Annotated in this window: 31 protein-coding genes; 28 read left to right on the forward strand and 3 right to left on the reverse strand. The window is 67.1% G+C overall.

All coding sequences use genetic code 11. From position 1 onward, the window contains the following. The first annotated feature begins 3 nt into the window (after window positions 1-3). The 23 genes from rplP (at window position 4) to truA (ending at window position 12,979) form a co-directional block, all read left to right on the forward strand. Window positions 4-423, forward strand: coding sequence for a 50S ribosomal protein L16 (gene rplP / locus SAVERM_RS25460; protein ID WP_010986348.1), 420 nt, complete (start codon window positions 4-6; stop codon window positions 421-423). Continuing rightward, window positions 423-647: a 50S ribosomal protein L29 gene (gene rpmC / locus SAVERM_RS25465; protein ID WP_003998824.1), complete on the forward strand. Its 225-nt coding sequence runs from the start codon at window positions 423-425 to the stop codon at window positions 645-647. Before rplP ends, rpmC begins: the two co-directional genes overlap by 1 nt. Further along, entirely contained in the window at window positions 647-931 is a 285-nt protein-coding gene (gene rpsQ / locus SAVERM_RS25470; protein ID WP_010986349.1) for a 30S ribosomal protein S17, read from the forward strand. Before rpmC ends, rpsQ begins: the two co-directional genes overlap by 1 nt. Before the next feature lie 103 nt (window positions 932-1,034). Then, complete coding sequence (gene rplN, locus SAVERM_RS25475; protein WP_003998823.1) at window positions 1,035-1,403, forward strand: 50S ribosomal protein L14; 369 nt, start codon at window positions 1,035-1,037, stop codon at window positions 1,401-1,403. Window positions 1,404-1,405: 2 nt separating this feature from the next. Then, window positions 1,406-1,729 (forward strand): 50S ribosomal protein L24, encoded by a 324-nt coding sequence (gene rplX, locus SAVERM_RS25480; protein WP_010986350.1) that lies wholly within the window; start codon window positions 1,406-1,408, stop codon window positions 1,727-1,729. Further along, entirely contained in the window at window positions 1,729-2,286 is a 558-nt protein-coding gene (gene rplE / locus SAVERM_RS25485; RefSeq protein ID WP_010986351.1) for a 50S ribosomal protein L5, read from the forward strand. Before rplX ends, rplE begins: the two co-directional genes overlap by 1 nt. Window positions 2,287-2,291: 5 nt before the next feature. Continuing rightward, complete coding sequence (locus tag SAVERM_RS25490; protein WP_003948630.1) at window positions 2,292-2,477, forward strand: type Z 30S ribosomal protein S14; 186 nt, start codon at window positions 2,292-2,294, stop codon at window positions 2,475-2,477. Between the two features lie 211 nt (window positions 2,478-2,688). After that, window positions 2,689-3,087: a 30S ribosomal protein S8 gene (gene rpsH / locus SAVERM_RS25495; protein ID WP_010986352.1), complete on the forward strand. Its 399-nt coding sequence runs from the start codon at window positions 2,689-2,691 to the stop codon at window positions 3,085-3,087. Window positions 3,088-3,111: 24 nt separating this feature from the next. Next, window positions 3,112-3,651, forward strand: coding sequence for a 50S ribosomal protein L6 (rplF, locus tag SAVERM_RS25500; RefSeq protein WP_010986353.1), 540 nt, complete (start codon window positions 3,112-3,114; stop codon window positions 3,649-3,651). 3 nt (window positions 3,652-3,654) lie between these two features. After that, window positions 3,655-4,038 (forward strand): 50S ribosomal protein L18, encoded by a 384-nt coding sequence (gene rplR / locus SAVERM_RS25505; protein ID WP_010986354.1) that lies wholly within the window; start codon window positions 3,655-3,657, stop codon window positions 4,036-4,038. Window positions 4,039-4,079: 41 nt separating this feature from the next. Next, window positions 4,080-4,685, forward strand: a complete 606-nt coding sequence (rpsE, locus tag SAVERM_RS25510; RefSeq protein ID WP_006376045.1) for a 30S ribosomal protein S5 — start codon at window positions 4,080-4,082, stop codon at window positions 4,683-4,685. Window positions 4,686-4,687: 2 nt separating this feature from the next. Next, window positions 4,688-4,870: a 50S ribosomal protein L30 gene (rpmD, locus tag SAVERM_RS25515; RefSeq protein ID WP_005481207.1), complete on the forward strand. Its 183-nt coding sequence runs from the start codon at window positions 4,688-4,690 to the stop codon at window positions 4,868-4,870. Between the two features lie 2 nt (window positions 4,871-4,872). Further along, window positions 4,873-5,328 carry a 50S ribosomal protein L15 gene (gene rplO / locus SAVERM_RS25520; RefSeq protein WP_010986355.1) on the forward strand — a complete coding sequence of 152 codons (456 nt, stop codon included), beginning with the start codon at window positions 4,873-4,875 and terminating at the stop codon, window positions 5,326-5,328. 244 nt (window positions 5,329-5,572) lie between these two features. Then, a complete protein-coding gene (secY, locus tag SAVERM_RS25525; RefSeq protein ID WP_010986356.1) occupies window positions 5,573-6,889 on the forward strand; it encodes a preprotein translocase subunit SecY in 1,317 nt (438 codons plus the stop codon). Then, window positions 6,889-7,551 (forward strand): adenylate kinase, encoded by a 663-nt coding sequence (locus SAVERM_RS25530; protein WP_010986357.1) that lies wholly within the window; start codon window positions 6,889-6,891, stop codon window positions 7,549-7,551. Before secY ends, SAVERM_RS25530 begins: the two co-directional genes overlap by 1 nt. 146 nt (window positions 7,552-7,697) lie before the next feature. Next, window positions 7,698-8,534, forward strand: coding sequence for a type I methionyl aminopeptidase (map, locus tag SAVERM_RS25535; protein WP_010986358.1), 837 nt, complete (start codon window positions 7,698-7,700; stop codon window positions 8,532-8,534). A 167-nt stretch (window positions 8,535-8,701) separates the two neighbouring features. After that, window positions 8,702-8,923, forward strand: coding sequence for a translation initiation factor IF-1 (gene infA, locus SAVERM_RS25540; RefSeq protein WP_003948620.1), 222 nt, complete (start codon window positions 8,702-8,704; stop codon window positions 8,921-8,923). Between the two features lie 59 nt (window positions 8,924-8,982). Beyond that, a complete protein-coding gene (gene rpmJ / locus SAVERM_RS25545; protein WP_003974245.1) occupies window positions 8,983-9,096 on the forward strand; it encodes a 50S ribosomal protein L36 in 114 nt (37 codons plus the stop codon). A 203-nt stretch (window positions 9,097-9,299) separates the two neighbouring features. Then, a complete protein-coding gene (rpsM, locus tag SAVERM_RS25550; RefSeq protein WP_010986359.1) occupies window positions 9,300-9,680 on the forward strand; it encodes a 30S ribosomal protein S13 in 381 nt (126 codons plus the stop codon). A gap of 97 nt (window positions 9,681-9,777) precedes the next feature. Continuing rightward, window positions 9,778-10,182, forward strand: coding sequence for a 30S ribosomal protein S11 (gene rpsK / locus SAVERM_RS25555; protein WP_003956432.1), 405 nt, complete (start codon window positions 9,778-9,780; stop codon window positions 10,180-10,182). A 142-nt stretch (window positions 10,183-10,324) separates the two neighbouring features. Further along, on the forward strand, window positions 10,325-11,347 hold the full coding sequence (locus SAVERM_RS25560) for a DNA-directed RNA polymerase subunit alpha (RefSeq protein ID WP_003966937.1): 1,023 nt from the start codon (window positions 10,325-10,327) through the stop codon (window positions 11,345-11,347). A 181-nt stretch (window positions 11,348-11,528) separates the two neighbouring features. Then, entirely contained in the window at window positions 11,529-12,032 is a 504-nt protein-coding gene (gene rplQ, locus SAVERM_RS25565; RefSeq protein WP_010986360.1) for a 50S ribosomal protein L17, read from the forward strand. Window positions 12,033-12,121: 89 nt separating this feature from the next. Then, the gene (truA, locus tag SAVERM_RS25570; RefSeq protein WP_010986361.1) at window positions 12,122-12,979 is read left to right on the forward strand and encodes a tRNA pseudouridine(38-40) synthase TruA; all 858 of its coding nucleotides are present in this window, start codon (window positions 12,122-12,124) and stop codon (window positions 12,977-12,979) included. A gap of 4 nt (window positions 12,980-12,983) precedes the next feature. Here the strand turns inward: truA and SAVERM_RS25575 are convergent, their stop codons facing one another. Then, the gene (locus SAVERM_RS25575) at window positions 12,984-13,862 is read right to left on the reverse strand and encodes a hypothetical protein (protein ID WP_037647923.1); all 879 of its coding nucleotides are present in this window, start codon (window positions 13,860-13,862) and stop codon (window positions 12,984-12,986) included. Between the two features lie 381 nt (window positions 13,863-14,243). On the opposite strand from SAVERM_RS25575, the gene rplM reads away from it, so the two are divergent. The 3 genes from rplM (at window position 14,244) to glmM (ending at window position 16,821) form a co-directional block, all read left to right on the forward strand. After that, window positions 14,244-14,687 (forward strand): 50S ribosomal protein L13, encoded by a 444-nt coding sequence (gene rplM / locus SAVERM_RS25580; RefSeq protein ID WP_010986363.1) that lies wholly within the window; start codon window positions 14,244-14,246, stop codon window positions 14,685-14,687. Between the two features lie 42 nt (window positions 14,688-14,729). Continuing rightward, window positions 14,730-15,251, forward strand: coding sequence for a 30S ribosomal protein S9 (gene rpsI / locus SAVERM_RS25585; protein WP_010986364.1), 522 nt, complete (start codon window positions 14,730-14,732; stop codon window positions 15,249-15,251). Window positions 15,252-15,462: 211 nt separating this feature from the next. After that, window positions 15,463-16,821 carry a phosphoglucosamine mutase gene (gene glmM, locus SAVERM_RS25590; RefSeq protein WP_010986365.1) on the forward strand — a complete coding sequence of 453 codons (1,359 nt, stop codon included), beginning with the start codon at window positions 15,463-15,465 and terminating at the stop codon, window positions 16,819-16,821. A gap of 67 nt (window positions 16,822-16,888) precedes the next feature. Here glmM and SAVERM_RS25595 read toward each other — a convergent pair whose 3' ends face one another. Together SAVERM_RS25595 and coaA are read right to left on the reverse strand one after the other, a co-directional pair. Continuing rightward, the gene (locus tag SAVERM_RS25595; protein WP_010986366.1) at window positions 16,889-17,842 is read right to left on the reverse strand and encodes a DUF389 domain-containing protein; all 954 of its coding nucleotides are present in this window, start codon (window positions 17,840-17,842) and stop codon (window positions 16,889-16,891) included. Window positions 17,843-17,858: 16 nt separating this feature from the next. Continuing rightward, window positions 17,859-18,848: a type I pantothenate kinase gene (coaA, locus tag SAVERM_RS25600; RefSeq protein ID WP_010986367.1), complete on the reverse strand. Its 990-nt coding sequence runs from the start codon at window positions 18,846-18,848 to the stop codon at window positions 17,859-17,861. A gap of 169 nt (window positions 18,849-19,017) precedes the next feature. Between coaA and SAVERM_RS43115 the strand changes: the two genes are divergently transcribed. Next, a complete protein-coding gene (locus tag SAVERM_RS43115; protein WP_042493562.1) occupies window positions 19,018-19,263 on the forward strand; it encodes a hypothetical protein in 246 nt (81 codons plus the stop codon). Window positions 19,264-19,426: 163 nt separating this feature from the next. Further along, the gene (gene glmS / locus SAVERM_RS25610) at window positions 19,427-21,274 is read left to right on the forward strand and encodes a glutamine--fructose-6-phosphate transaminase (isomerizing) (protein WP_010986369.1); all 1,848 of its coding nucleotides are present in this window, start codon (window positions 19,427-19,429) and stop codon (window positions 21,272-21,274) included. The last annotated feature ends 39 nt before the right edge of the window (window positions 21,275-21,313 follow it).

The following is a 21,313-nucleotide window of genomic DNA, read 5'->3' on the forward strand; positions in this document are numbered from 1 at the left end:
ATCATGCTGATCCCCCGTAGGGTCAAGCACCGCAAGCAGCACCACCCGAAGCGCCGCGGTCAGGCCAAGGGCGGTACGCAGGTTTCGTTCGGCGAGTACGGCATTCAGGCCCTCACGCCGGCGTACGTGACGAACCGCCAGATCGAGGCCGCCCGTATCGCGATGACCCGCCACATCAAGCGTGGCGGCAAGGTCTGGATCAACATCTACCCGGACCGCCCGCTCACGAAGAAGCCTGCCGAGACCCGCATGGGTTCCGGTAAGGGTTCGCCGGAGTGGTGGATCGCGAACGTGCACCCGGGCCGGGTCATGTTCGAACTGTCCTACCCCAACGAGAAGATCGCCCGTGAGGCCCTCACTCGCGCAGCCCACAAGCTGCCGATGAAGTGCCGGATCGTCAAGCGCGAGGCAGGTGAAGCGTGATGTCGGCCGGTACCAAGGCGTCCGAGCTGCGCGAACTGGGTGACGAGGAGCTTCTCGCGAAGCTTCGCGAAGCCAAGGAAGAGCTGTTCAACCTCCGCTTCCAGGCGGCGACCGGTCAGCTCGAGAACCACGGTCGGCTCAAGGCCGTCCGCAAGGACATCGCGCGGATCTACACCCTGATGCGTGAGCGCGAGCTGGGCATCGAGACGGTGGAGAGCGCCTGATGAGCGAGAGCAACGTGACTGAGACCAACGAGCAGCGCGGTTTCCGCAAGACCCGTGAGGGTCTGGTCGTCAGCGACAAGATGGACAAGACCGTCGTCGTCGCTGTCGAGGACCGCGTCAAGCACGCGCTGTACGGCAAGGTCATCCGCCGTACGAACAAGCTCAAGGCCCACGACGAGCAGAACGCCGCCGGCGTCGGCGACCGTGTCCTCCTCATGGAGACCCGGCCGCTGTCTGCGACGAAGCGCTGGCGCGTCGTCGAGATCCTCGAGAAGGCCAAGTAATTACCTGAGGGGTATCCCTCAGGTTCGTTCCGCCAGGCTCGGGGCGGGACCGTCCTAGAAGACGGTCCCGCCCCGGGAACCGGCAGACAATCAGGAGATAGACGTGATCCAGCAGGAGTCGCGACTGCGTGTCGCCGACAACACTGGTGCGAAGGAGATCCTTTGCATCCGTGTGCTCGGTGGCTCCGGTCGCCGCTACGCGGGCATCGGTGACGTCATCGTCGCCACCGTCAAGGACGCGATCCCGGGCGGCAACGTGAAGAAGGGTGACGTCGTCAAGGCTGTCATCGTTCGCACCGTCAAGGAGCGCCGCCGTCCGGACGGCTCGTACATCCGCTTCGACGAGAACGCCGCCGTCATTCTGAAGAACGACGGCGACCCTCGCGGCACCCGTATCTTCGGCCCTGTCGGCCGTGAGCTGCGCGAGAAGAAGTTCATGAAGATCATCTCGCTCGCGCCGGAGGTGCTGTAAGCATGAAGATCAAGAAGGGTGACACGGTTCAGGTCATCACCGGCAAGGACAAGGGCAAGCAGGGCAAGGTCATTGCCGCTTACCCGCGCGACGAGCGCGTCCTGGTCGAGGGTGTCAACCGGGTCAAGAAGCACACGAAGGCCGGCCCCACCGCCGGCGGTTCGCAGGCCGGCGGCATCGTGACCACCGAAGCCCCCATTCACGTGAGCAACGTTCAGCTCGTCGTGGAGAAGGACGGCAACAAGGTCGTCACGCGCGTCGGTTACCGCTTCGACGACGAGGGCAACAAGATCCGCGTTGCCAAGCGGACGGGTGAGGACATCTGATGGCTACCACCACCACTCCGCGTCTCAAGACGAAGTACCGCGAGGAGATCGCGGGCAAGCTGCAGGAAGAGTTCTCGTACGAGAACGTCATGCAGACCCCGGGCCTCGTCAAGATCGTGGTCAACATGGGTGTGGGCGACGCCGCCCGCGACTCCAAGCTGATCGATGGCGCGATTCGCGACCTCACCACGATCACCGGTCAGAAGCCGGCCGTCACCAAGGCCCGCAAGTCCATCGCGCAGTTCAAGCTGCGTGAGGGTCAGCCGATCGGTGCCCACGTCACGCTCCGTGGCGACCGCATGTGGGAGTTCCTGGACCGCACCCTGTCGCTCGCGCTCCCGCGCATCCGCGACTTCCGTGGTCTGTCCCCCAAGCAGTTCGACGGCCGTGGCAACTACACCTTCGGTCTCACGGAGCAGGTCATGTTCCACGAGATCGACCAGGACAAGATCGACCGCGTCCGGGGTATGGACATCACCGTGGTGACCACGGCGACCAACGACGCTGAGGGCCGTGCCCTTCTCCGTCACCTCGGCTTCCCCTTCAAGGAGGCGTAAGCGAGATGGCGAAGAAGGCTCTGATTGCCAAGGCTGCTCGTAAGCCCAAGTTCGGTGTGCGTGGCTACACGCGCTGCCAGCGCTGCGGTCGTCCGCACTCCGTGTACCGCAAGTTCGGCCTGTGCCGCGTCTGCCTTCGTGAGATGGCTCACCGTGGCGAGCTGCCGGGCGTGACCAAGAGCTCCTGGTAGTCCCCGCAATTCAGGGATTCCAGGGCTCTCGGTAAGCAAAGGGCTCTGTCAGGTGCCCACCTCTCCATGGCTTAGGCTAGGAGGGTTGGGCGCCTGACGCCCGTACGACTTACTACGCCGTAGGTCCCCGCACCGCACCCGTCCCGCCCATGAGTGGGGAGAGGGATGGCGCATACAGGAAACCCCGGCGAGAGAGGCCGAAGGCCAATTCATGACCATGACTGATCCGATCGCAGACATGCTTACGCGTCTGCGTAACGCGAACTCGGCGTACCACGACACCGTGGGTATGCCGCACAGCAAGATCAAGTCGCACATCGCGGAGATCCTCCAGCAGGAGGGCTTCATCACGGGCTGGAAGGTCGAGGACGCCGAGGTCGGCAAGAACCTCGTCCTCGAGCTGAAGTTCGGCCCGAACCGTGAGCGCTCCATCGCGGGCATCAAGCGGATCTCCAAGCCCGGTCTCCGGGTGTACGCGAAGTCCACCAACCTGCCCAAGGTGCTGGGCGGCCTCGGCGTGGCGATCATCTCCACGTCGCACGGGCTCCTCACCGACAAGCAGGCCGGCAAGAAGGGCGTAGGCGGAGAAGTTCTCGCCTACGTCTGGTAACGGAAGGGAACGGAGGAAACAGCTATGTCGCGTATTGGCAAGCTCCCCATCACGGTTCCCGCCGGCGTGGACGTCACCATCGACGGCCGTACGGTCCAGGTGAAGGGCCCCAAGGGCTCTCTCTCCCACACCATTGCGGCGCCGATCGAGATCGCTAAGGGCGAGGACGGCGTTCTGAACGTCACCCGCCCGAACGACGAGCGTCAGAACAAGGCCCTCCACGGCCTGTCCCGCACGCTGGTGGCGAACATGATCACCGGCGTGACCCAGGGTTACGTGAAGAAGCTCGAGATCAGCGGTGTCGGTTACCGCGTCCTGGCGAAGGGCTCCAACCTGGAGTTCTCGCTCGGCTACAGCCACTCGATCACCGTCGAGGCCCCCGAGGGCATCACCTTCAAGGTGGAGGCCCCCACTCGTTTCTCGGTCGAGGGCATCGACAAGCAGAAGGTCGGCGAGGTTGCGGCCAACATCCGCAAGCTGCGCAAGCCCGACCCGTACAAGGCCAAGGGCGTCAAGTACGAAGGCGAAGTCATCCGCCGCAAGGTCGGAAAGGCGGGTAAGTAAGCCATGGCATACGGTGTCAAGATTGCTAAGGGCGACGCTTACAAGCGTGCTGCCATCAAGCGTCGTCACATCCGGATCCGTAAGCACATCTCGGGTACGGCTGAGCGTCCTCGCCTGGTCGTGACGCGCTCCAACCGCCACATCGTGGCCCAGGTCATCGACGACGTTAAGGGTCACACCCTCGCGTCGGCGTCGACCCTGGACACGACGATCCGCGGCGGCGAGAGCGACAAGTCGGCGCAGGCCAAGTCGGTCGGCGCCCTGGTCGCCGAGCGTGCCAAGGCCGCCGGTGTCGAGGCTGTCGTATTCGACCGTGGTGGAAACCAGTACGCCGGGCGCATTGCCGCTCTGGCGGACGCCGCCCGCGAAGCCGGACTCAAGTTCTGAGTCGGTTCCGTAGCTAGCGGAAACAGAGAGAGGTAATTCCAATGGCTGGACCCCAGCGCCGCGGAAGCGGTGCCGGTGGCGGCGAGCGGCGGGACCGGAAGGGCCGTGACGGCGGCGCTGCTGCCGCCGAGAAGACCGCGTACGTTGAGCGCGTCGTCGCGATCAACCGCGTCGCCAAGGTTGTGAAGGGTGGTCGTCGCTTCAGCTTCACCGCGCTGGTCGTGGTGGGCGACGGTGACGGCACCGTAGGTGTCGGTTACGGCAAGGCCAAGGAGGTGCCGGCCGCCATCGCCAAGGGTGTTGAGGAGGCCAAGAAGCACTTCTTCAAGGTCCCCCGTATCCAGGGCACCATCCCGCACCCGATCACGGGCGAGAAGGCCGCGGGCGTCGTCCTGCTCAAGCCTGCTTCCCCCGGTACCGGCGTTATCGCCGGTGGCCCGGTGCGTGCGGTTCTCGAGTGCGCCGGCGTGCACGACATCCTGTCGAAGTCGCTCGGCTCGTCCAACGCGATCAACATCGTGCACGCGACCGTGGCGGCCCTCAAGGGTCTGCAGCGTCCCGAGGAGATCGCGGCTCGCCGTGGTCTGCCCCTCGAGGACGTCGCCCCCGCGGCTCTCCTGCGTGCACGTGCGGGAGCGGGTGCGTAATCATGGCTCAGCTCAAGATCACGCAGACGAAGTCGTACATCGGCAGCAAGCAGAACCACCGCGACACCCTGCGTTCCCTTGGTCTCAAGGGCATCAACACGCAGGTCGTCAAGGAGGACCGCCCTGAGTTCCGCGGCATGGTGCACACCGTCCGCCACCTCGTGACGGTTGAGGAGGTCGACTGATCATGGCGGAGAACAACCCGCTCAAGATCCACAACCTCCGTCCCGCCCCGGGCGCCAAGACCGCGAAGACCCGTGTGGGCCGTGGTGAGGCGTCGAAGGGTAAGACGGCCGGTCGTGGTACCAAGGGCACGAAGGCCCGTTACCAGGTTCCGGAGCGCTTCGAGGGTGGGCAGATGCCCCTCCACATGCGCCTCCCGAAGCTGAAGGGCTTCAAGAACCCGTTCAGGACCGAGTACCAGGTCGTGAACCTCGACAAGCTGACGGCGCTGTACCCGGAGGGTGGCGAGGTCACCGTCGAGGGTCTCGTCGCCAAGGGTGCCGTTCGCAAGAACAGCCTCGTCAAGGTCCTCGGCCAGGGCGAGATCTCCGTGGCGCTGCAGGTGACGGTCGACGCCGTCTCCGGCTCCGCCAAGGAGAAGATCACCGCCGCCGGCGGTACCGTCACCGAGCTCGTCTGAGTCCTTCAGGCGCCTCGATGACTTGAGCGATCCCGACCGGGGATACCCACAAAAGGGGTATCCCCGGTTGGTCGTTCCTAGGGGGCGGTCTCGCCGGTAAGGTGGCTTGCACTGCCAACTTTCACTGCATGTTTCCAATCGGGGGCACGCAGAGCGCCAGTTGACCGTTACGTATTCGTCTGTATCCGTCGAACCTCAAGACCGTCACCCTTGACGCAGTAGCGCGGGGGTCGCAGGAGGCACCGTGCTCACCGCGTTCGCCCGGGCGTTCAGGACGCCCGACCTGCGCAAGAAGCTGCTCTTCACGCTCGCGATCATCGTCGTGTACCGCCTCGGTACGCACATTCCGATCCCGGGCGTCGACTACAAGAACGTCCAGACCTGCATCGACTCAGCGTCGAAGGGCAACCAGGGCCTGTTCGGTCTGGTCAACATGTTCAGTGGTGGCGCGCTGCTGCAGATCACGATCTTCGCGCTCGGCATCATGCCGTACATCACGGCGAGCATCATTCTGCAGCTGCTGACCGTGGTGATCCCGCGTCTCGAAGCCCTCAAGAAGGAGGGACAGGCGGGAACCGCGAAGATCACGCAGTACACCCGTTATCTGACGGTCGCCCTGGCCATCCTTCAGGGCACCGGCCTGGTGGCGACCGCTCGCAGCGGGGCGCTGTTCGGCACCTGCCCGGTGGGCAACCAGATCGTCCCCGACCAGGGGATCTTCACCACCATCACGATGGTCATCTGCATGACCGCCGGTACGGCTGTCGTGATGTGGCTCGGTGAGCTCATCACCGACCGCGGTATCGGCAACGGCATGTCGATCCTGATGTTCATCTCGATCGCCGCGAGCTTCCCGTCCGCGCTGTGGGCGATCAAGCAGCAGGGCTCGCTGGCCGACGGCTGGATCGAGTTCGGCACCGTCATCGCGGTCGGCCTGGTCATGGTCGGTCTGGTGGTCTTCGTCGAGCAGGCCCAGCGCCGTATCCCGGTGCAGTACGCGAAGCGCATGATCGGCCGCCGGTCCTACGGCGGTACGTCCACCTACATCCCGTTGAAGGTGAACCAGGCAGGTGTGATTCCTGTCATCTTCGCGTCGTCGCTGCTCTACATTCCCGCCCTGATCGCGCAGTTCTCCAAGGACACCTCCGGCTGGAAGAGCTGGATCGAACAGAACCTGACCAAGGGCGACCACCCGATTTACATCACGGCTTACTTCCTGCTGATCGTTTTCTTCGCGTTCTTCTACGTGGCGATCTCGTTCAACCCCGAGGAAGTCGCGGACAACATGAAGAAGTATGGTGGCTTCATCCCGGGCATCCGGGCTGGCCGACCGACCGCTGAGTACCTCAGCTACGTGCTCAACCGGATCACCTGGCCGGGTTCGCTGTATCTGGGTCTGATCGCTCTCGTACCGACGATGGCGTTGGTTGGCTTCGGGGCAAGCCAGAACTTCCCGTTCGGTGGTACCAGCATCCTGATCATCGTGGGTGTGGGCCTCGAGACGGTGAAGCAGATTGAGAGCCAGCTTCAGCAGCGCAATTACGAAGGGTTCCTCCGCTGATGCGAATCGTCCTCGTCGGGCCGCCGGGTGCAGGGAAGGGAACGCAGGCCGCGTTCCTCGCCAAGAACCTGGGAATCCCGCACATCTCCACGGGCGACCTCTTCCGGGCCAACATCAGCCAGCAGACCGAGCTCGGCAAGCTGGCCAAGTCCTACATGGACGAGGGCAACCTGGTGCCGGACGAGGTCACCATCGCGATGGCCAAGGACCGCATGGAGCAGCCCGACGCGGTGAACGGCTTCCTCCTCGACGGCTTCCCGCGCAACGTCAAGCAGGCCGAGGCGCTGGACGAGATGCTGAAGTCCGAGGGCATGAAGCTGGACGCCGTGCTGGACCTGGAGGTCCCCGAGGACGAGGTGGTCAAGCGCATCGCCGGCCGCCGCATCTGCCGCAACGACTCGGCGCACGTCTTCCACGTCTCGTACAAGCCGCCGAAGCAGGAAGGCGTCTGCGACGTCTGTGGCGGCGAGCTGTACCAGCGTGACGACGACTCCGAGGAGACCGTCCGCCGGCGGCTGGAGGTCTACCACACGCAGACCGAGCCGATCATCGACTACTACCGGGCGCAGGGCCTGGTCGTGACGATCTCGGCGCTCGGTCCGGTGGAAGAGGTCACCCAGCGCGCGATGGACGCACTCAAGCGCGAGGACGCCAGCAAGTAGGCGTCACACCTGTTCGGCCGCGGTGCCCGTAGGGGTGCCGCGGCCGTACTGTTGTGTAGGCAGAGCGACGGCATGACGTGGCCGCCGGCGGCGAGGTGCGCGGCCGACGGGTCAGAAGACCGAGAAGACGGAGAGCGCAGGACCTCATGGTGCAGATCAAGACCCCCGAGCAGATCGCCAAGATGCGTGAGGCGGGGCTGGTCGTGGCCGCCGTCCATGCGGCCACCAGTGAGGCGGCCGTGCCCGGCGCCACCACGAAGGACCTGGACGAGGTCGCCCGCAAGGTGCTCGCGGAGCACGGTGCCAAGTCGAACTTCCTCGGCTACGGCGGCTTCCCCGCCACGATCTGCACCTCGGTCAACGAGGTCGTCGTCCATGGCATCCCGGACGACAAGACCGTCCTGAAGGACGGCGACGTCATCTCCATCGACGCGGGCGCGATCATCGACGGCTGGCACGGCGACGCCGCCTACACCGCCTTCGTGGGTTCCGGCCACGCTCCGGAGCTGGTCGAGCTCTCCCGGGTGGCGGAGGAGTCGATGTGGGCGGGCATCGCGGCGATGAAGCAGGGCAACCGCCTGGTCGACGTCTCCCGTGCCATCGAGACGTACATCCGCCGCCAGCCGAAGCCGGGCGGCGGCAAGTACGGGATCGTCGAGGACTACGGCGGCCACGGCATCGGCACCGAGATGCACATGGACCCGCACCTGCTGAACTATGTGGAGCGCCGGCGCGGCAAGGGTCCGAAGCTGGTGCCCGGCTTCTGCCTGGCGATCGAGCCGATGGTGTCCCTCGGCACACCGAAGACCGAGGTGCTCGAGGACGACTGGACCGTCATCACCACCGACGGCACGTGGTCCTCGCACTGGGAGCACTCGGTGGCGCTGACGGAGGAGGGCCCGCTGGTCCTCACCGCCCCCGACGGCGGCAAGGCCAAGCTCGCGGAGTACGGGATCACGGCGGCGCCGGACCCGCTCGCATAGGTACGCCTAGGGGCGCTCTCGGTTAATGATCTCCGTAGCTGGGCATTCTCCCTCGATTCGTCTTTCGGAGTGCGCTGACGTAGACTGACTCGTCGGCTCTCGTGCACCCGCATGCCTGCATGCGCTCGTACGAAGTCGATCAAGGTAGTCGATTCGAAAGGCGAAGCGTGGCCAAGAAGCAAGGTGCCATCGAGATCGAGGGCACTGTCGTTGAGTCTCTGCCGAACGCCATGTTCAAGGTTGAGCTCCAGAACGGCCACCAGGTTCTGGCACACATCAGCGGCAAGATGCGTATGCACTACATCCGCATCCTCCCTGACGACCGGGTCGTGGTGGAGCTGTCTCCGTACGACCTGACGCGTGGCCGGATCGTCTACCGGTACAAGTAGATCTTGCCTGTGCCCCGCTTCTGGCGGGGTGGTGGCACTGACCCGGAGAACCTCACCCAATGAAGGTCAAGCCGAGCGTCAAGAAGATCTGCGACAAGTGCAGGGTGATCCGCCGTCACGGCCGGGTCATGGTCATCTGCGACAACCCGCGCCACAAGCAGCGCCAGGGCTGACGCACGACCGCACCCTCTGCATCCGCAGAACTTCGCGCGACGCAAGTAGTACATGTTCATACGCAGATCCCGGACCTGGGCGTTCATTGAGAACACTCGCGTCCGATACCCCCGGTCGGAGGCCGGGGACCCGGTTCGTACCTAGTACGGCGGCCGGGAGCCGGTTCTGTGGAAGACCTCCGAACGACAACTGGAGCCATTGAATGGCACGCGTTTCCGGTGTTGACATCCCGCGTGAAAAGCGCGTGGAGGTTGCCCTCACCTACGTGTTCGGCATCGGCCGGACCCTCTCGCAGAAGACGCTGGCCGAGACCGGCGTCAACCCGAACACCCGCGTCCGTGACCTCTCCGAGGAGGAGCTGGTCCGGATCCGCGAGTACGTGGACAACAACTTCAAGACCGAGGGTGACCTCCGTCGCGAGGTTCAGGCCGACATCCGCCGCAAGGTGGAGATCGGTTGCTACCAGGGTCTGCGTCACCGCCGTGGCCTGCCCGTTCACGGTCAGCGCACCAGCACGAACGCGCGTACCCGCAAGGGCCCGCGTCGCGCCATCGCCGGTAAGAAGAAGCCGGGCAAGAAGTAGTCCTCAGCGGACGCTGCGGAATTCGGGGCTCGCCCCGGAGTGCCGCGAACCAGCGGTCTTCGCTGTAGGACCGACCACCTCCCCGTAGGAGTTATAGATGCCCCCCAAGGGTCGTCAGGGCGCTGCCAAGAAGGTGCGCCGCAAGGAAAAGAAGAACGTCGCTCACGGCCACGCGCACATCAAGAGCACGTTCAACAACACGATCGTCTCGATCACGGACCCCTCGGGCAACGTGATCTCCTGGGCCTCCGCCGGCCACGTCGGCTTCAAGGGCTCGCGCAAGTCCACCCCCTTCGCCGCGCAGATGGCCGCCGAGTCGGCCGCCCGCCGCGCGCAGGAGCACGGCATGCGCAAGGTTGACGTCTTCGTCAAGGGTCCGGGCTCCGGCCGCGAGACCGCGATCCGTTCCCTCCAGGCCACTGGCCTCGAGGTCGGCTCCATCCAGGACGTCACCCCCACCCCGCACAACGGTTGCCGTCCGCCCAAGCGCCGCCGCGTCTGAGGCTCGGTTGTCTTGAGGTTCCGGGCGGTACGGCTCTTCGGAGCGGTGCCGCCCGTACCCTTGCAATACCCGCACCGTGCATCGTGCGGTTCCGTCGGGCGTCAAATAGCGGGCGTCCACGAAAGAAGGATCTGATTCACACATGCTGATCGCTCAGCGTCCCTCGTTGACCGAAGAGGTCGTCGACGAATTCCGCTCCCGGTTCGTGATCGAGCCGCTGGAGCCGGGCTTCGGTTACACCCTCGGCAACTCCCTGCGTCGTACGCTCCTCTCCTCGATCCCGGGTGCGGCGGTCACGTCCATCCGCATCGACGGCGTTCTGCACGAGTTCACCACCGTGCCGGGTGTCAAGGAGGACGTCACCGACCTCATCCTCAACATCAAGCAGCTGGTCGTCTCCTCGGAGCACGACGAGCCGGTCGTGATGTACCTGCGCAAGCAGGGTCCGGGTCTGGTCACCGCCGCCGACATCGCGCCCCCGGCCGGTGTCGAGGTGCACAACCCCGACCTCGTCCTCGCCACGCTCAACGGCAAGGGCAAGCTGGAGATGGAGCTGACCGTCGAGCGCGGTCGCGGCTACGTCTCCGCCGTTCAGAACAAGCAGGTCGGTCAGGAGATCGGGCGCATCCCGGTCGACTCGATCTACTCGCCGGTGCTGAAGGTCACGTACAAGGTCGAGGCGACCCGTGTCGAGCAGCGCACCGACTTCGACAAGCTGATCGTCGACGTCGAGACCAAGCAGGCCATGCGTCCCCGTGACGCCATGGCGTCGGCCGGTAAGACCCTGGTCGAGCTGTTCGGTCTGGCCCGCGAGCTCAACATCGACGCCGAGGGCATCGACATGGGCCCGTCCCCGACGGACGCCGCCCTCGCCGCCGATCTGGCGCTGCCGATCGAGGAGCTGGAGCTCACCGTTCGGTCGTACAACTGCCTCAAGCGTGAGGGCATCCACTCCGTGGGTGAGCTCGTCGCCCGCTCCGAGGCCGACCTCCTGGACATCCGCAACTTCGGTGCGAAGTCCATCGACGAGGTCAAGGCGAAGCTGGCCGGCATGGGCCTGGCCCTCAAGGACAGCCCGCCCGGATTCGACCCGACCGCCGCCGCCGACGCCTTTGGCGCTGACGACGACGCGGACGCCGGGTTCGTCGAGACCGAGCAGTACTAAGAGCTCGGGACCGGCTGCCGGTTCTCGGGTGCGGGTGCGCTGTGGCTTGTCGCGCAGTTCCCCGCGCCCCTTCCGGGGGCGCCTCTACGAGGCTGCCCCCGGATCTCCGACGGGCAATCGCCCGCTCGGACACTGACCTCGGTACCTGATACGGCCGGGGCAGACACCTAGGAGAAACACCATGCCGAAGCCCACCAAGGGTGCCCGTCTGGGCGGCAGCGCCGCGCACGAGAAGCTGCTCCTCGCGAACCTCGCGAAGTCGCTCTTCGAGCACGGCCGCATCACCACCACCGAGGCGAAGGCCCGCCGCCTGCGCCCGTACGCCGAGCGTCTGGTCACCAAGGCGAAGAAGGGTGACCTTCACAACCGCCGCCAGGTGCTCCAGGTGATCACGGACAAGAGCGTCGTGCACACGCTCTTCACCGAGATCGGCCCGCGCTACGAGAACCGTCCCGGTGGCTACACCCGCATCACCAAGATCGGTAACCGCCGTGGCGACAACGCGCCCATGGCTGTCATCGAGCTGGTCGAGGCGCTGACGGTCGCTCAGCAGGCCACGGGTGAGGCCGAGGCCGCCACCAAGCGTTCCGCCAAGGACGCCGAGGCCAAGACCGAGGCTCCCGCCGAGGTCGTCGAGGACACCAAGCCGGCCGACGAGGCCGCCGAGGAGTCGAAGGACGCCTGAGGCTCTGCCTTGCGTTGAGCGGGTCCGCCCTTCGGGGCGGGCCCGCTTTCCCGTTGTGGAGACGTTCTGGCCCTGAGAAGGATCTACGTGTGAGTGATGAAGTACAGCCCGGGTTCGTACGGGTGCGGCTGGACCTGTCGTACGACGGGACCGAGTTCTCGGGGTGGGCCAAGCAGGCCGCGGGGCGCCGGACCGTACAGGGCGAGATCGAGGATGCGCTGCGGACGGTGACGCGGTCGGGCGAGACCACGTACGAGCTGACCGTCGCCGGACGCACCGACGCCGGTGTGCACGCGCGGGGGCAGGTGGCGCATGTCGATCTGCCCGGGGAGCTGTGGGCCGAGCATCAGGAGAAGCTGCTCAAGCGGCTCGCGGGGCGACTGCCCAAGGATGTGCGGGTGTGGTCGCTGACCGAGGCGCCCAGCGGGTTCAACGCGCGGTTCTCGGCCATCTGGCGGCGCTACGCCTACCGCGTCACCGACAACACCGGCGGCGTCGACCCCCTTCTGCGCAGTCACGTCCTCTGGCACGACTGGCCGCTCGACGTCGACGCCATGAACGAGGCCGCCCGACGGCTCGTCGGGGAGCACGACTTCGCCGCCTACTGCAAGAAGCGCGAGGGCGCGACCACCATCCGTACGCTCCAGGAGCTGAGCCTCGTGCGCGGCGACGACGGGGTCATCACCGCCACCGTGTGCGCCGACGCGTTCTGCCACAACATGGTGCGCTCGCTGATCGGGGCGCTGCTGTTCGTGGGGGACGGGCACCGCGGGCCCGACTGGCCGGGGAAGGTGCTCGCCGTGGGTGTGCGCGACTCGGCCGTGCATGTCGTACGGCCGCACGGGCTGACGCTCGAAGAAGTCGGCTACCCCGCCGACGAGCTGCTGGCCGCGCGCAACAAAGAGGCACGGAACAAGCGGACACTGCCCGCGGCGGGGTGCTGCTGAGGTTCTACTTGTTGGCGGCCGCCGAGGCCTGGGCCTCGCCGCGCTGGCGGATCTGGCGGAACGTGTACTCGGCGAGGTCGTCGCCGGTCGTGAAGACCGCGGCGTCCTTCTCCGTCACGTCCTTGCCGTTCGTGAAGCCGGCCAGCGTGAAGTAGGCGTAGCGGCCGTAGGCATTGGTGGTCGAGCGGCAGACCGCCGTACGGCAGAAGGCGGCGACGCCCTGGCCGGGCAGCGAGGTGATGATGCTCTTGTTGTCCGCCGCGGTCTTCGCCTTGCTCGCCTTGGCCTCGGTGTCGAAGACGGCCACGCCCACCGTCACCGCCACGCCGCCCTTGCCGGAGTAGGTGACGCGCATGACGCGGGTGCAGCCGTTGCTGGTGAGGGCCTGCGGAAGCGTGCCCTGCACGGCCGACGCGCAGTTCGTCGTGGAGGCCGTGGCGCCCTTCTGGTAGGCGCGGCCGCCGATCGTCAGCTCGGTGCTCGGGAAGAGGATGTCCGGGCTGAGCGGGGCCGTGTCCTTCTTGGCGCTGGAGATGAAGTCCTTCGGATCCAGCGGGGGTGGGGCCGTCGTCGGGTCGAACGACGGGGCCGGAGCGGTGCTGCTGCTCGGGATGTCCGCCGTGGCCGGCAGGTTGGCGGGCTTGTTCGAGGCCTCGGTGCCGTCATTGGCGGACACCACGGCCACCGCCACGGCGGCACCGATCGCGACCGTGGCGAAGGCACCGCCGACGATCAGCAGCAGTCGACGGCGTTTGTTGCGCGACTCGGACGCTTCGGCGAGCGCCGCCCAGTCCGGAGTCTGATCGGTCTGGTTGCCCCACTGTGGTTGCTGGGAACCCGGTTTCCAGGGATCCCACGGGGGCTCCCCCTGCCCATAGCTCATGGGCCGCATCTTAGACGGGGCTCGGGGGATGCCGTTCCGCTTCGGAAGGCACGTGATTCCCTGGCCTGACCTGACTGCACACGGGCAAAAAAGACATCTCCGGGTGGTTGGTGCAACGGGAAGCGGGCCAGGTACCCTGATAAGCGACATGCGCCTCCTGCTGTCCCCCGTTTTGACCCATCCGGGGCACCGCAGGTATCCTGCATGTTCGTTATGTGTATTGGCTTGCTCATTCTCACGTGAGGGGCCCTTACACCGGTCCACCGGGCCGATGACCAGCGGCAGGACTCGGTTGCGTCACCGAGGTCCGCCAGGGCTGTCGTACATCGTCCGTGGTGGCCATGTCAGGACCCACTCACTGAAGAAGCGAAGGCTACGACCGTGCGTACGTACAGCCCCAAGCCCGGCGACATTACTCGCCAGTGGTACGTCATCGACGCCCAGGATGTCGTCCTGGGCCGTCTGGCGACCACTGCCGCGAACATTCTGCGGGGCAAGCACAAGCCGATCTATGCGCCGCACGTCGACGCTGGTGACTTCGTCATCATCATCAACGCGGACAAGGTCCACCTCTCCGGCAACAAGAAGACCCAGAAGCTGGCGTACCGCCACTCCGGTTACCCGGGTGGTCTGCGCTCCGTCCGTTACGACGAGCTGCTGGCGAAGAACCCCGAGAAGGCCGTCGAGAAGGCCATCAAGGGCATGATCCCCAAGAACACCCTGGGCCGTCAGGTGCTCTCGAAGCTGAAGGTCTACTCGGGCGACCAGCACCCGCACGCTGCCCAGCAGCCGGTGCCGTTCGAGATCACCCAGGTCGCGCAGTAGTTCCGGCCACCCCCTAAGACTGAACAGAATCTGAGGAGAATCGTGGCCGAGACCACCGTTGAGCAGCCGGTCGAAGAGACCGAGGTTGTCGACATCGAGAGCTACACCACCGAGTCCGAGGTCCCCGTCGAGGGCGAGTACACCTCCGAGTCGGTGGCGTCCCGCTTCGGCGAGCCGCAGCCGGCCGCCGGCCTGGGCCGTCGCAAGAACGCCATCGCCCGCGTCCGGATCGTCCCGGGCACCGGCAAGTGGAAGATCAACGGCCGCACCCTTGAGGACTACTTCCCCAACAAGGTGCACCAGCAGGAAGTCAACGAGCCCTTCAAGGTGCTCGAGCTCGAGGGCCGCTACGACGTCATCGCCCGTATCTCGGGTGGCGGTGTCTCCGGTCAGGCCGGTGCGCTCCGTCTGGGTGTCGCCCGTGCGCTGAACGAGGCCGACGTCGACAACAACCGCGGCGCGCTCAAGAAGGCCGGCTTCCTCAAGCGCGACGACCGTGCGGTCGAGCGCAAGAAGGCCGGTCTCAAGAAGGCCCGTAAGGCCCCGCAGTACAGCAAGCGCTAATCGCTGCCTGCTTCGTACGACCGTTCGCCCCGGCGGCACGCTGTGTGCCGCCGGGGCGTTCGTTTATCACGGCCAGGGGCGTATAACGACACAAGGCGCTCAAAGGCTTGCGTGATTGGATGCTTATCGAAACTGACCCTTTGTCGGTTTCCTGAGTCTCTTCAAGCCTCTTCAGGCTTCTTCGAGAATTGCGAATGTTCGGAGGACACCAGTGGGACGACTCTTCGGCACGGACGGCGTGCGCGGTGTCGCCAACGCGGATCTGACGGCTGAGCTCGCGCTCGGCCTCTCTGTCGCGGCGGCACACGTACTGGCCGAGGCGGGCACGTTCGAGGGCCACCGGCCGGTGGCGGTCGTCGGGCGGGATCCGCGCGCGTCCGGGGAGTTCCTGGAGGCCGCCGTGGTCGCGGGCCTGGCCAGCGCGGGCGTGGACGTCCTGCTTGTCGGTGTGCTGCCCACCCCCGCGGTGGCGCACCTCACCGGCGCGCTGGGCGCCGACCTCGGCGTGATGCTCTCCGCCAGCCACAACGCCATGCCGGACAACGGCATCAAGTTCTTCGCCCGTGGTGGTCACAAGCTGGCCGACGATCTCGAGGACCGGATCGAGGCCGTCTACGAGGAGCACCGCACCGGCGCTCCCTGGGACCGGCCCACCGGTGCGGGCGTCGGCCGCGTGACGTCGTACGGCGAAGGCGCCGACCAGTACGTCGCCCATCTGATGAGCGTGCTTCCGAACCGGCTCGACGGGATCAAGGTCGTCCTCGACGAGGCGCACGGTGCCGCCGCCCGGGTCTCGCCCGACGCGTTCACGCGGGCCGGGGCCGAGATCATCACGATCGGTGCCGAGCCGGACGGGCTCAACATCAACGACGGCTGCGGCTCCACGCACCTGGCGAAGCTCCGGGCCGCTGTCGTCGAGCACGGCGCCGATCTCGGTATCGCGCACGACGGTGACGCCGACCGCTGCCTCGCCGTGGACCACACTGGTGCCGAGGTGGACGGCGACCAGATCCTGGCCGTACTCGCGCTGGCGATGCGGGAGCGTTCCGCACTGCGCTCCGACACCGTTGTCGCGACGGTCATGTCCAACCTGGGCTTCAAGCTGGCCATGGAACGCGAGGGGCTGTCCTTCGTGCAGACCGCGGTCGGCGACCGCTACGTCCTGGAGGAGATGAAGGAGCACGGCTACGCCCTCGGCGGCGAGCAGTCCGGGCACGTCATCATCCTGGACCACGCGACCACCGGTGACGGCACGCTGACCGGGCTGCTGCTGGCGGCGCGGGTCGCGCAGACGGGCCGTACGCTCCAGGACCTCGCGTCCGTCATGGAGCGGCTGCCGCAGGTGCTCGTGAATGTTCCGGACGTCGACAGGGCGCGGGTGAAGACCTCCGCCGAGCTGGCCACCGCGGTGGCCGAGGCCGAGCGTGAACTGGGTGCCACCGGGCGGGTGTTGCTGCGTCCGTCGGGGACCGAGCCGCTGGTGCGGGTCATGGTGGAGGCGGCTGACATCGAGCAGGCGCGGTCGGTCGCGGGGCGGCTCGCCGACGCGGTGAAGTCCGCGCTCGGGTAGCGGCCGGGGGTTGTGCCGGTGGGGAGCCGCGGCCGTGCGTGACTGGTCGCGCGGTTCCCCGCCCCCCTCAAGGGGTGCTCGGCCGACCGGCGTTGTGGCGCTGCCGCTGCCTGGTCCAGAAGTACTTCTGGGCCAGCAGGGTGAGGGTGCCCGCGAGGACGATCCCGAGCAGGTTCAGGAGCAGTTGCTCGGTGGAGCCCCAGGCCTGGTGGTACTCGCCGTACGCGAAGGCGACCGCGGCGTTCGAGGCGGCCGGGACCGTGGTCACCGAGATCGCCACGCCGACCAGGGCCCCCGACTTCGCCGAGGTGAGGGAGAGGGTGCCGGCGACGCCCGCGAGGACGGCCACGACGAAGGAGAACGCGTCGGGCCGGTAGATGAAGTTGGTGTTCGGGCGCTCGGCGTCCAGCTTGACCGCGCTGAACAGGTCCACCGCGTCCATGAGGTACGTGAAGCCGACCGTTACCAGCAGGGCGACCGCGAAGCCCACCAGGAGCGCGACCAGCGAGCGCAGGGCGAGGCGCGGGGCCCGCTGGACCAGGGCCGTGCAGAAGCCCGCCAGCGGGCCGAACTCCGGGCCCACCGCCATCGCGCCCACGATCAGGATCGCGTTGTCGAGGACGACCCCGCAGGCCGCGATCATCGTGGCGAGCGTGAGGAAGGCGACGTACGTTATCGACAGCGTCGACTCCTCGTGCGTCGCGCCCTCCAGGTGCTCCCACAGCACCGCGTCCGCGCCCTCGCCCGGTGCCTCGTCCTCCGCGTCGGCGGCGCGCTTCGACAGCGACAGGTCGATGTTCTCGACGGCGATCGAGCCGGTCCTGTCGAGGCCCAACCGGCGGAGCCCGGCGATCAGTTCGTCGCCGGCCTCGCGGGCGACGTCGCACATCACGACATCTCCCGCGGGGTTGCGGGCGGCGCCCGGCAGCACGACCAGGTGGGTGGTGCCGACCGTGCTCTCGATCAGACGGACCACGTCGTCGGTCGTGCCGGACGGGGTGATCAGACGCAGGTGCAGCATGGCCGCAGCGTAGCCGTCACAGTTTGCGCAGGCTCAGGCGCTGCACCTTGTGGTCGGGGCCCTTGCGGACGACGAGGGCGGCCCGGCCGCGGGTCGGGGCCACGTTCTCCAGCAGGTTCACCTTGTTGATGGTCCGCCAGGTCGTGCGCGCGTAGTCGAGCGCCTCGTCCTCGGAGACCTGGGTGTACCTGCGGAAGTACGAGGACGGGTTCTGGAAGGCGGTGGCGCGCAGCTTGCGGAAGCGGTTCAGGTACCAGCGCTCGATGTCCTCGGGGCGGGCGTCGACGTACACGCTGAAGTCGAAGTAGTCGGCGAGTCCGACGCGGGTGCGGCCGTCCTTGCCCGGCAGGGCGGGCTGGAGCACGTTCAGGCCCTCGACGATCAGGATGTCCGGGCGGCGGACCGTGAGCTTCTGGCCGGGGACGATGTCGTAGATCAGGTGGGAGTAGACCGGGGCCGTCACCTCGTCCTTGCCCGCCTTGATGTCGGCGACGAAGCGGGTGAGCGCGCGGCGGTCGTACGACTCGGGGAATCCCTTCCGCGACATCAGGCCGCGGGCCTCGAGCTCCTTGGTGGGGAGGAGGAACCCGTCCGTCGTCACCAGTTCGACGCGCGGGTGTTCGGGCCAGCGGGACAGGAGGGCCTGGAGAAGGCGGGCGACGGTGGACTTCCCGACCGCCACCGAGCCGGCGACCCCGATGACGAACGGGGTGCCGGACTGGGAGCCCTGCTCGCCGAGGAAGGTGTTCAGCGCGCCGCGCAGGCCGTCGGTCGCTCCCACGTACAGATTGAGGAGGCGCGACAGCGGCAGATAGATGTCCCGTACTTCGTCGAGGTCGATGACGTCGCCCAGGCCGCGCAGCTTCTCGACCTCCTCGGCGTTCAGCGGGAGCGGCGTCTTTTCGCGCAGAGCGCTCCACTCGGCACGGGTGAGGTCGAGGTAGGGAGTCGCCTCCGGCCTGGACCGGTGGGCGCTCCGGGGTATCGAGGAGACCGGAGAGATCACAGTCCATTGTTACGGGAGTTTGAACGGAGCGGCGGGTGGGGTGCGTCACCCTCGTCTTGGTGAGAGCTGTGCGCCAGGTATGGACCGCGGTGGCGGACGGGGATAGCTTCCCGCCATCCGGGAGCGAGCCGCCTCCTGGAACGACCGGGGGGTTGGGGTGGCTTCTGCCATGCGTATCCGTGATGTGCACATCCGCGATCTGTTACGCCGTACACCCGCGTGCCCGCAGCCCGATCTCGCCGGAAAGGTGTGCAGCGAACTCGCCACCGATCTGCCGGACGAGGATCTCGGGGAGGACCTCAACGACTGTCTCGCCCTGTACGAGCTGGGCAGCAAGCCGCGCTGCGAGGAGGTCGAGTACCTCGGCATGGTGCAGGACGCGATCGACCGGATCGCGCGTGGGGACCGGGAGTGAGGCGGGTGTGAGCCGGGAGTGAGCGTGGAGCGGCTGGAAGGTCGCTCAGGAGGCTCGGGTGCCGGGGTACGGCTCGGCGGGGCGGCCGTACCCCGGTGAGAATTTCCGATTTCGGGCACGGACTGCCGTGTTCGGGCGGCTCTCGGCGCCTAGGCTGCCGCTCATGTGCGGAATCGTGGGATACGTGGGGTCGCAGTCGGCGCTCGATGTCGTGATGGCCGGACTGAAGCGGCTCGAGTACCGGGGGTACGACTCGGCGGGCGTCGCCGTGCCGGCGGACGGTGGGATGGCGGCCGCCAAGAAGGCCGGCAAGCTGGTCAATCTGGAGAAGGAACTGGTCGAACGGCCGCTGCCGGCCGGTACGACGGGCATCGGGCACACCCGGTGGGCCACGCACGGGGGGCCGACGGACGCCAACGCGCATCCGCACCTCGACAACGCGGGCCGCGTCGCCGTCGTGCACAACGGGATCATCGAGAACTTCGCCCTGCTGCGGGCCGAGTTGGCCGAGCGGGGCCACGACCTCGCCTCCGAGACGGACACCGAGGTCGTCGCGCATCTGCTCGCCGAGGAGTTCTCGGCGAGCGCCGATCTGGCGGAGGCGATGAGGCTGGTGTGCCGGCGCCTGGAGGGCGCGTTCACGCTGGTCGCGGTGCACGCCGATGAGCCGGACGTGGTCGTGGGGGCCCGGCGGAACTCGCCGCTCGTGGTGGGCGTCGGGGACGGCGAGGCCTTCCTCGCCTCGGACGTGGCCGCGTTCATCGCCCACACGCGGTCGGCGATCGAGCTGGGCCAGGACCAGGTGGTGGAGCTGCGCCGGGACGGGGTGACGGTCACCGGTTTCGACGGCCGACCCGCCGACGTGCGCTCCTATCACGTCGACTGGGACGCCTCGGCGGCGGAAAAGGGCGGCTACGACTACTTCATGCTCAAGGAGATCGCCGAGCAGCCCAAGGCGGTCGCCGACACGCTCCTGGGCCGTATCGACGCGGCCGGCTCGCTGACGCTCGACGAGCTGCGGATCTCGGCCGCCGAGCTGCGCGAGGTCGACAAGGTCGTGATCGTGGCGTGCGGTACGGCCTTCCACGCCGGGTTGATCGCCAAGTACGCCATCGAGCACTGGACGCGGATCCCGTGCGAGGTCGAGCTGGCGAGCGAGTTCCGCTACCGGGACCCGATCCTGGGCGCGCGCTCGCTGGTCATCGCCATCTCGCAGTCCGGCGAGACCATGGACACGCTGATGGCGCTCCGGCACGCCCGCGAGCAGGGCTCCAAGGTGCTGGCGATCTGCAACACCAACGGCTCGACGATCCCGCGCGAGTCGGACGCGGTGCTGTACACGCACGCCGGGCCCGAGGTCGCGGTGGCGTCCACGAAGGCGTTCCTGACGCAGCTCGTCGCCTGCTATCTGGTGGCGCTGTACCTGGGCCAGGTGCGGGGCACCAAGTGGGGCGACGAGATCCAGGCCGTGATCCGCGACCTGTCCCGGATCTCGAACGAGGTCGAGCGGGTCCTGGAGACCATGGAGCCGGTGCGGGAGCTGGCGCGCTCGCTCGCCGACAAGAAGACGGTGCTGTTCCTGGGGCGGCACGTGGGTTATCCGGTGGCCCTGGAGGGCGCCCTGAAGCTCAAGGAACTCGCCTACATGCATGCCGAGGGCTTCGCGGCGGGCGAGCTGAAGCACGGGCCGATCGCGCTGATCGAGGAGGATCTGCCGGTGGTGGTCGTGGTGCCGTCCCCGCGCGGACGGTCCGTGCTGCACGACAAGATCGTCTCCAATATCCAGGAGATCCGGGCGCGGGGTGCGCGCACGATCGTGATCGCGGAGGAGGGCGACGAGACGGTGGTGCCGTACGCCGACCATCTGATCCGGATCCCGGCGACGCCCACGCTCCTTCAGCCGCTCGTCGCCACGGTGCCGCTCCAGGTCTTCGCGTGCGAGCTGGCGACGGCGCGCGGCAACGAGGTGGACCAGCCGCGGAACCTGGCGAAGTCGGTCACCGTGGAGTGAGCGGCGGGGGCGCCGCGGTGCGGGCGGCGGTGGTCGCTG

Source organism: Streptomyces avermitilis MA-4680 = NBRC 14893 (assembly GCF_000009765.2).
Classification (GTDB): Bacteria; Actinomycetota; Actinomycetes; order Streptomycetales; family Streptomycetaceae; genus Streptomyces; species Streptomyces avermitilis.

Excerpts from the sequence above, each read along its gene's own strand:
- rplO (WP_010986355.1), top strand. The coding sequence starts at position 4,873 with ATGGCGGAGAACAACCCGCTCAAGATCCACAACCTCCGTCCCGCCCCG.
- rpsK (WP_003956432.1), top strand. The coding sequence starts at position 9,778 with ATGCCCCCCAAGGGTCGTCAGGGCGCTGCCAAGAAGGTGCGCCGCAAG.
- SAVERM_RS43115 (WP_042493562.1), top strand. The coding sequence starts at position 19,018 with ATGCGTATCCGTGATGTGCACATCCGCGATCTGTTACGCCGTACACCC.
- SAVERM_RS25575 (WP_037647923.1), bottom strand. The coding sequence starts at position 13,862 with ATGAGCTATGGGCAGGGGGAGCCCCCGTGGGATCCCTGGAAACCGGGT.
- rpmC (WP_003998824.1), top strand. The coding sequence starts at position 423 with ATGTCGGCCGGTACCAAGGCGTCCGAGCTGCGCGAACTGGGTGACGAG.
- SAVERM_RS25560 (WP_003966937.1), top strand. The coding sequence starts at position 10,325 with ATGCTGATCGCTCAGCGTCCCTCGTTGACCGAAGAGGTCGTCGACGAA.
- rplF (WP_010986353.1), top strand. The coding sequence starts at position 3,112 with ATGTCGCGTATTGGCAAGCTCCCCATCACGGTTCCCGCCGGCGTGGAC.
- rpmJ (WP_003974245.1), top strand. The coding sequence starts at position 8,983 with ATGAAGGTCAAGCCGAGCGTCAAGAAGATCTGCGACAAGTGCAGGGTG.
- SAVERM_RS25595 (WP_010986366.1), bottom strand. The coding sequence starts at position 17,842 with ATGCTGCACCTGCGTCTGATCACCCCGTCCGGCACGACCGACGACGTG.
- rpsQ (WP_010986349.1), top strand. The coding sequence starts at position 647 with ATGAGCGAGAGCAACGTGACTGAGACCAACGAGCAGCGCGGTTTCCGC.
- rpmD (WP_005481207.1), top strand. The coding sequence starts at position 4,688 with ATGGCTCAGCTCAAGATCACGCAGACGAAGTCGTACATCGGCAGCAAG.
- rplE (WP_010986351.1), top strand. The coding sequence starts at position 1,729 with ATGGCTACCACCACCACTCCGCGTCTCAAGACGAAGTACCGCGAGGAG.
- SAVERM_RS25530 (WP_010986357.1), top strand. The coding sequence starts at position 6,889 with ATGCGAATCGTCCTCGTCGGGCCGCCGGGTGCAGGGAAGGGAACGCAG.
- SAVERM_RS25490 (WP_003948630.1), top strand. The coding sequence starts at position 2,292 with ATGGCGAAGAAGGCTCTGATTGCCAAGGCTGCTCGTAAGCCCAAGTTC.
- map (WP_010986358.1), top strand. The coding sequence starts at position 7,698 with ATGGTGCAGATCAAGACCCCCGAGCAGATCGCCAAGATGCGTGAGGCG.
- rplQ (WP_010986360.1), top strand. The coding sequence starts at position 11,529 with ATGCCGAAGCCCACCAAGGGTGCCCGTCTGGGCGGCAGCGCCGCGCAC.
- rplX (WP_010986350.1), top strand. The coding sequence starts at position 1,406 with ATGAAGATCAAGAAGGGTGACACGGTTCAGGTCATCACCGGCAAGGAC.
- rpsH (WP_010986352.1), top strand. The coding sequence starts at position 2,689 with ATGACCATGACTGATCCGATCGCAGACATGCTTACGCGTCTGCGTAAC.
- rplP (WP_010986348.1), top strand. The coding sequence starts at position 4 with ATGCTGATCCCCCGTAGGGTCAAGCACCGCAAGCAGCACCACCCGAAG.
- rplR (WP_010986354.1), top strand. The coding sequence starts at position 3,655 with ATGGCATACGGTGTCAAGATTGCTAAGGGCGACGCTTACAAGCGTGCT.
- rpsM (WP_010986359.1), top strand. The coding sequence starts at position 9,300 with ATGGCACGCGTTTCCGGTGTTGACATCCCGCGTGAAAAGCGCGTGGAG.
- rpsE (WP_006376045.1), top strand. The coding sequence starts at position 4,080 with ATGGCTGGACCCCAGCGCCGCGGAAGCGGTGCCGGTGGCGGCGAGCGG.
- glmS (WP_010986369.1), top strand. The coding sequence starts at position 19,427 with ATGTGCGGAATCGTGGGATACGTGGGGTCGCAGTCGGCGCTCGATGTC.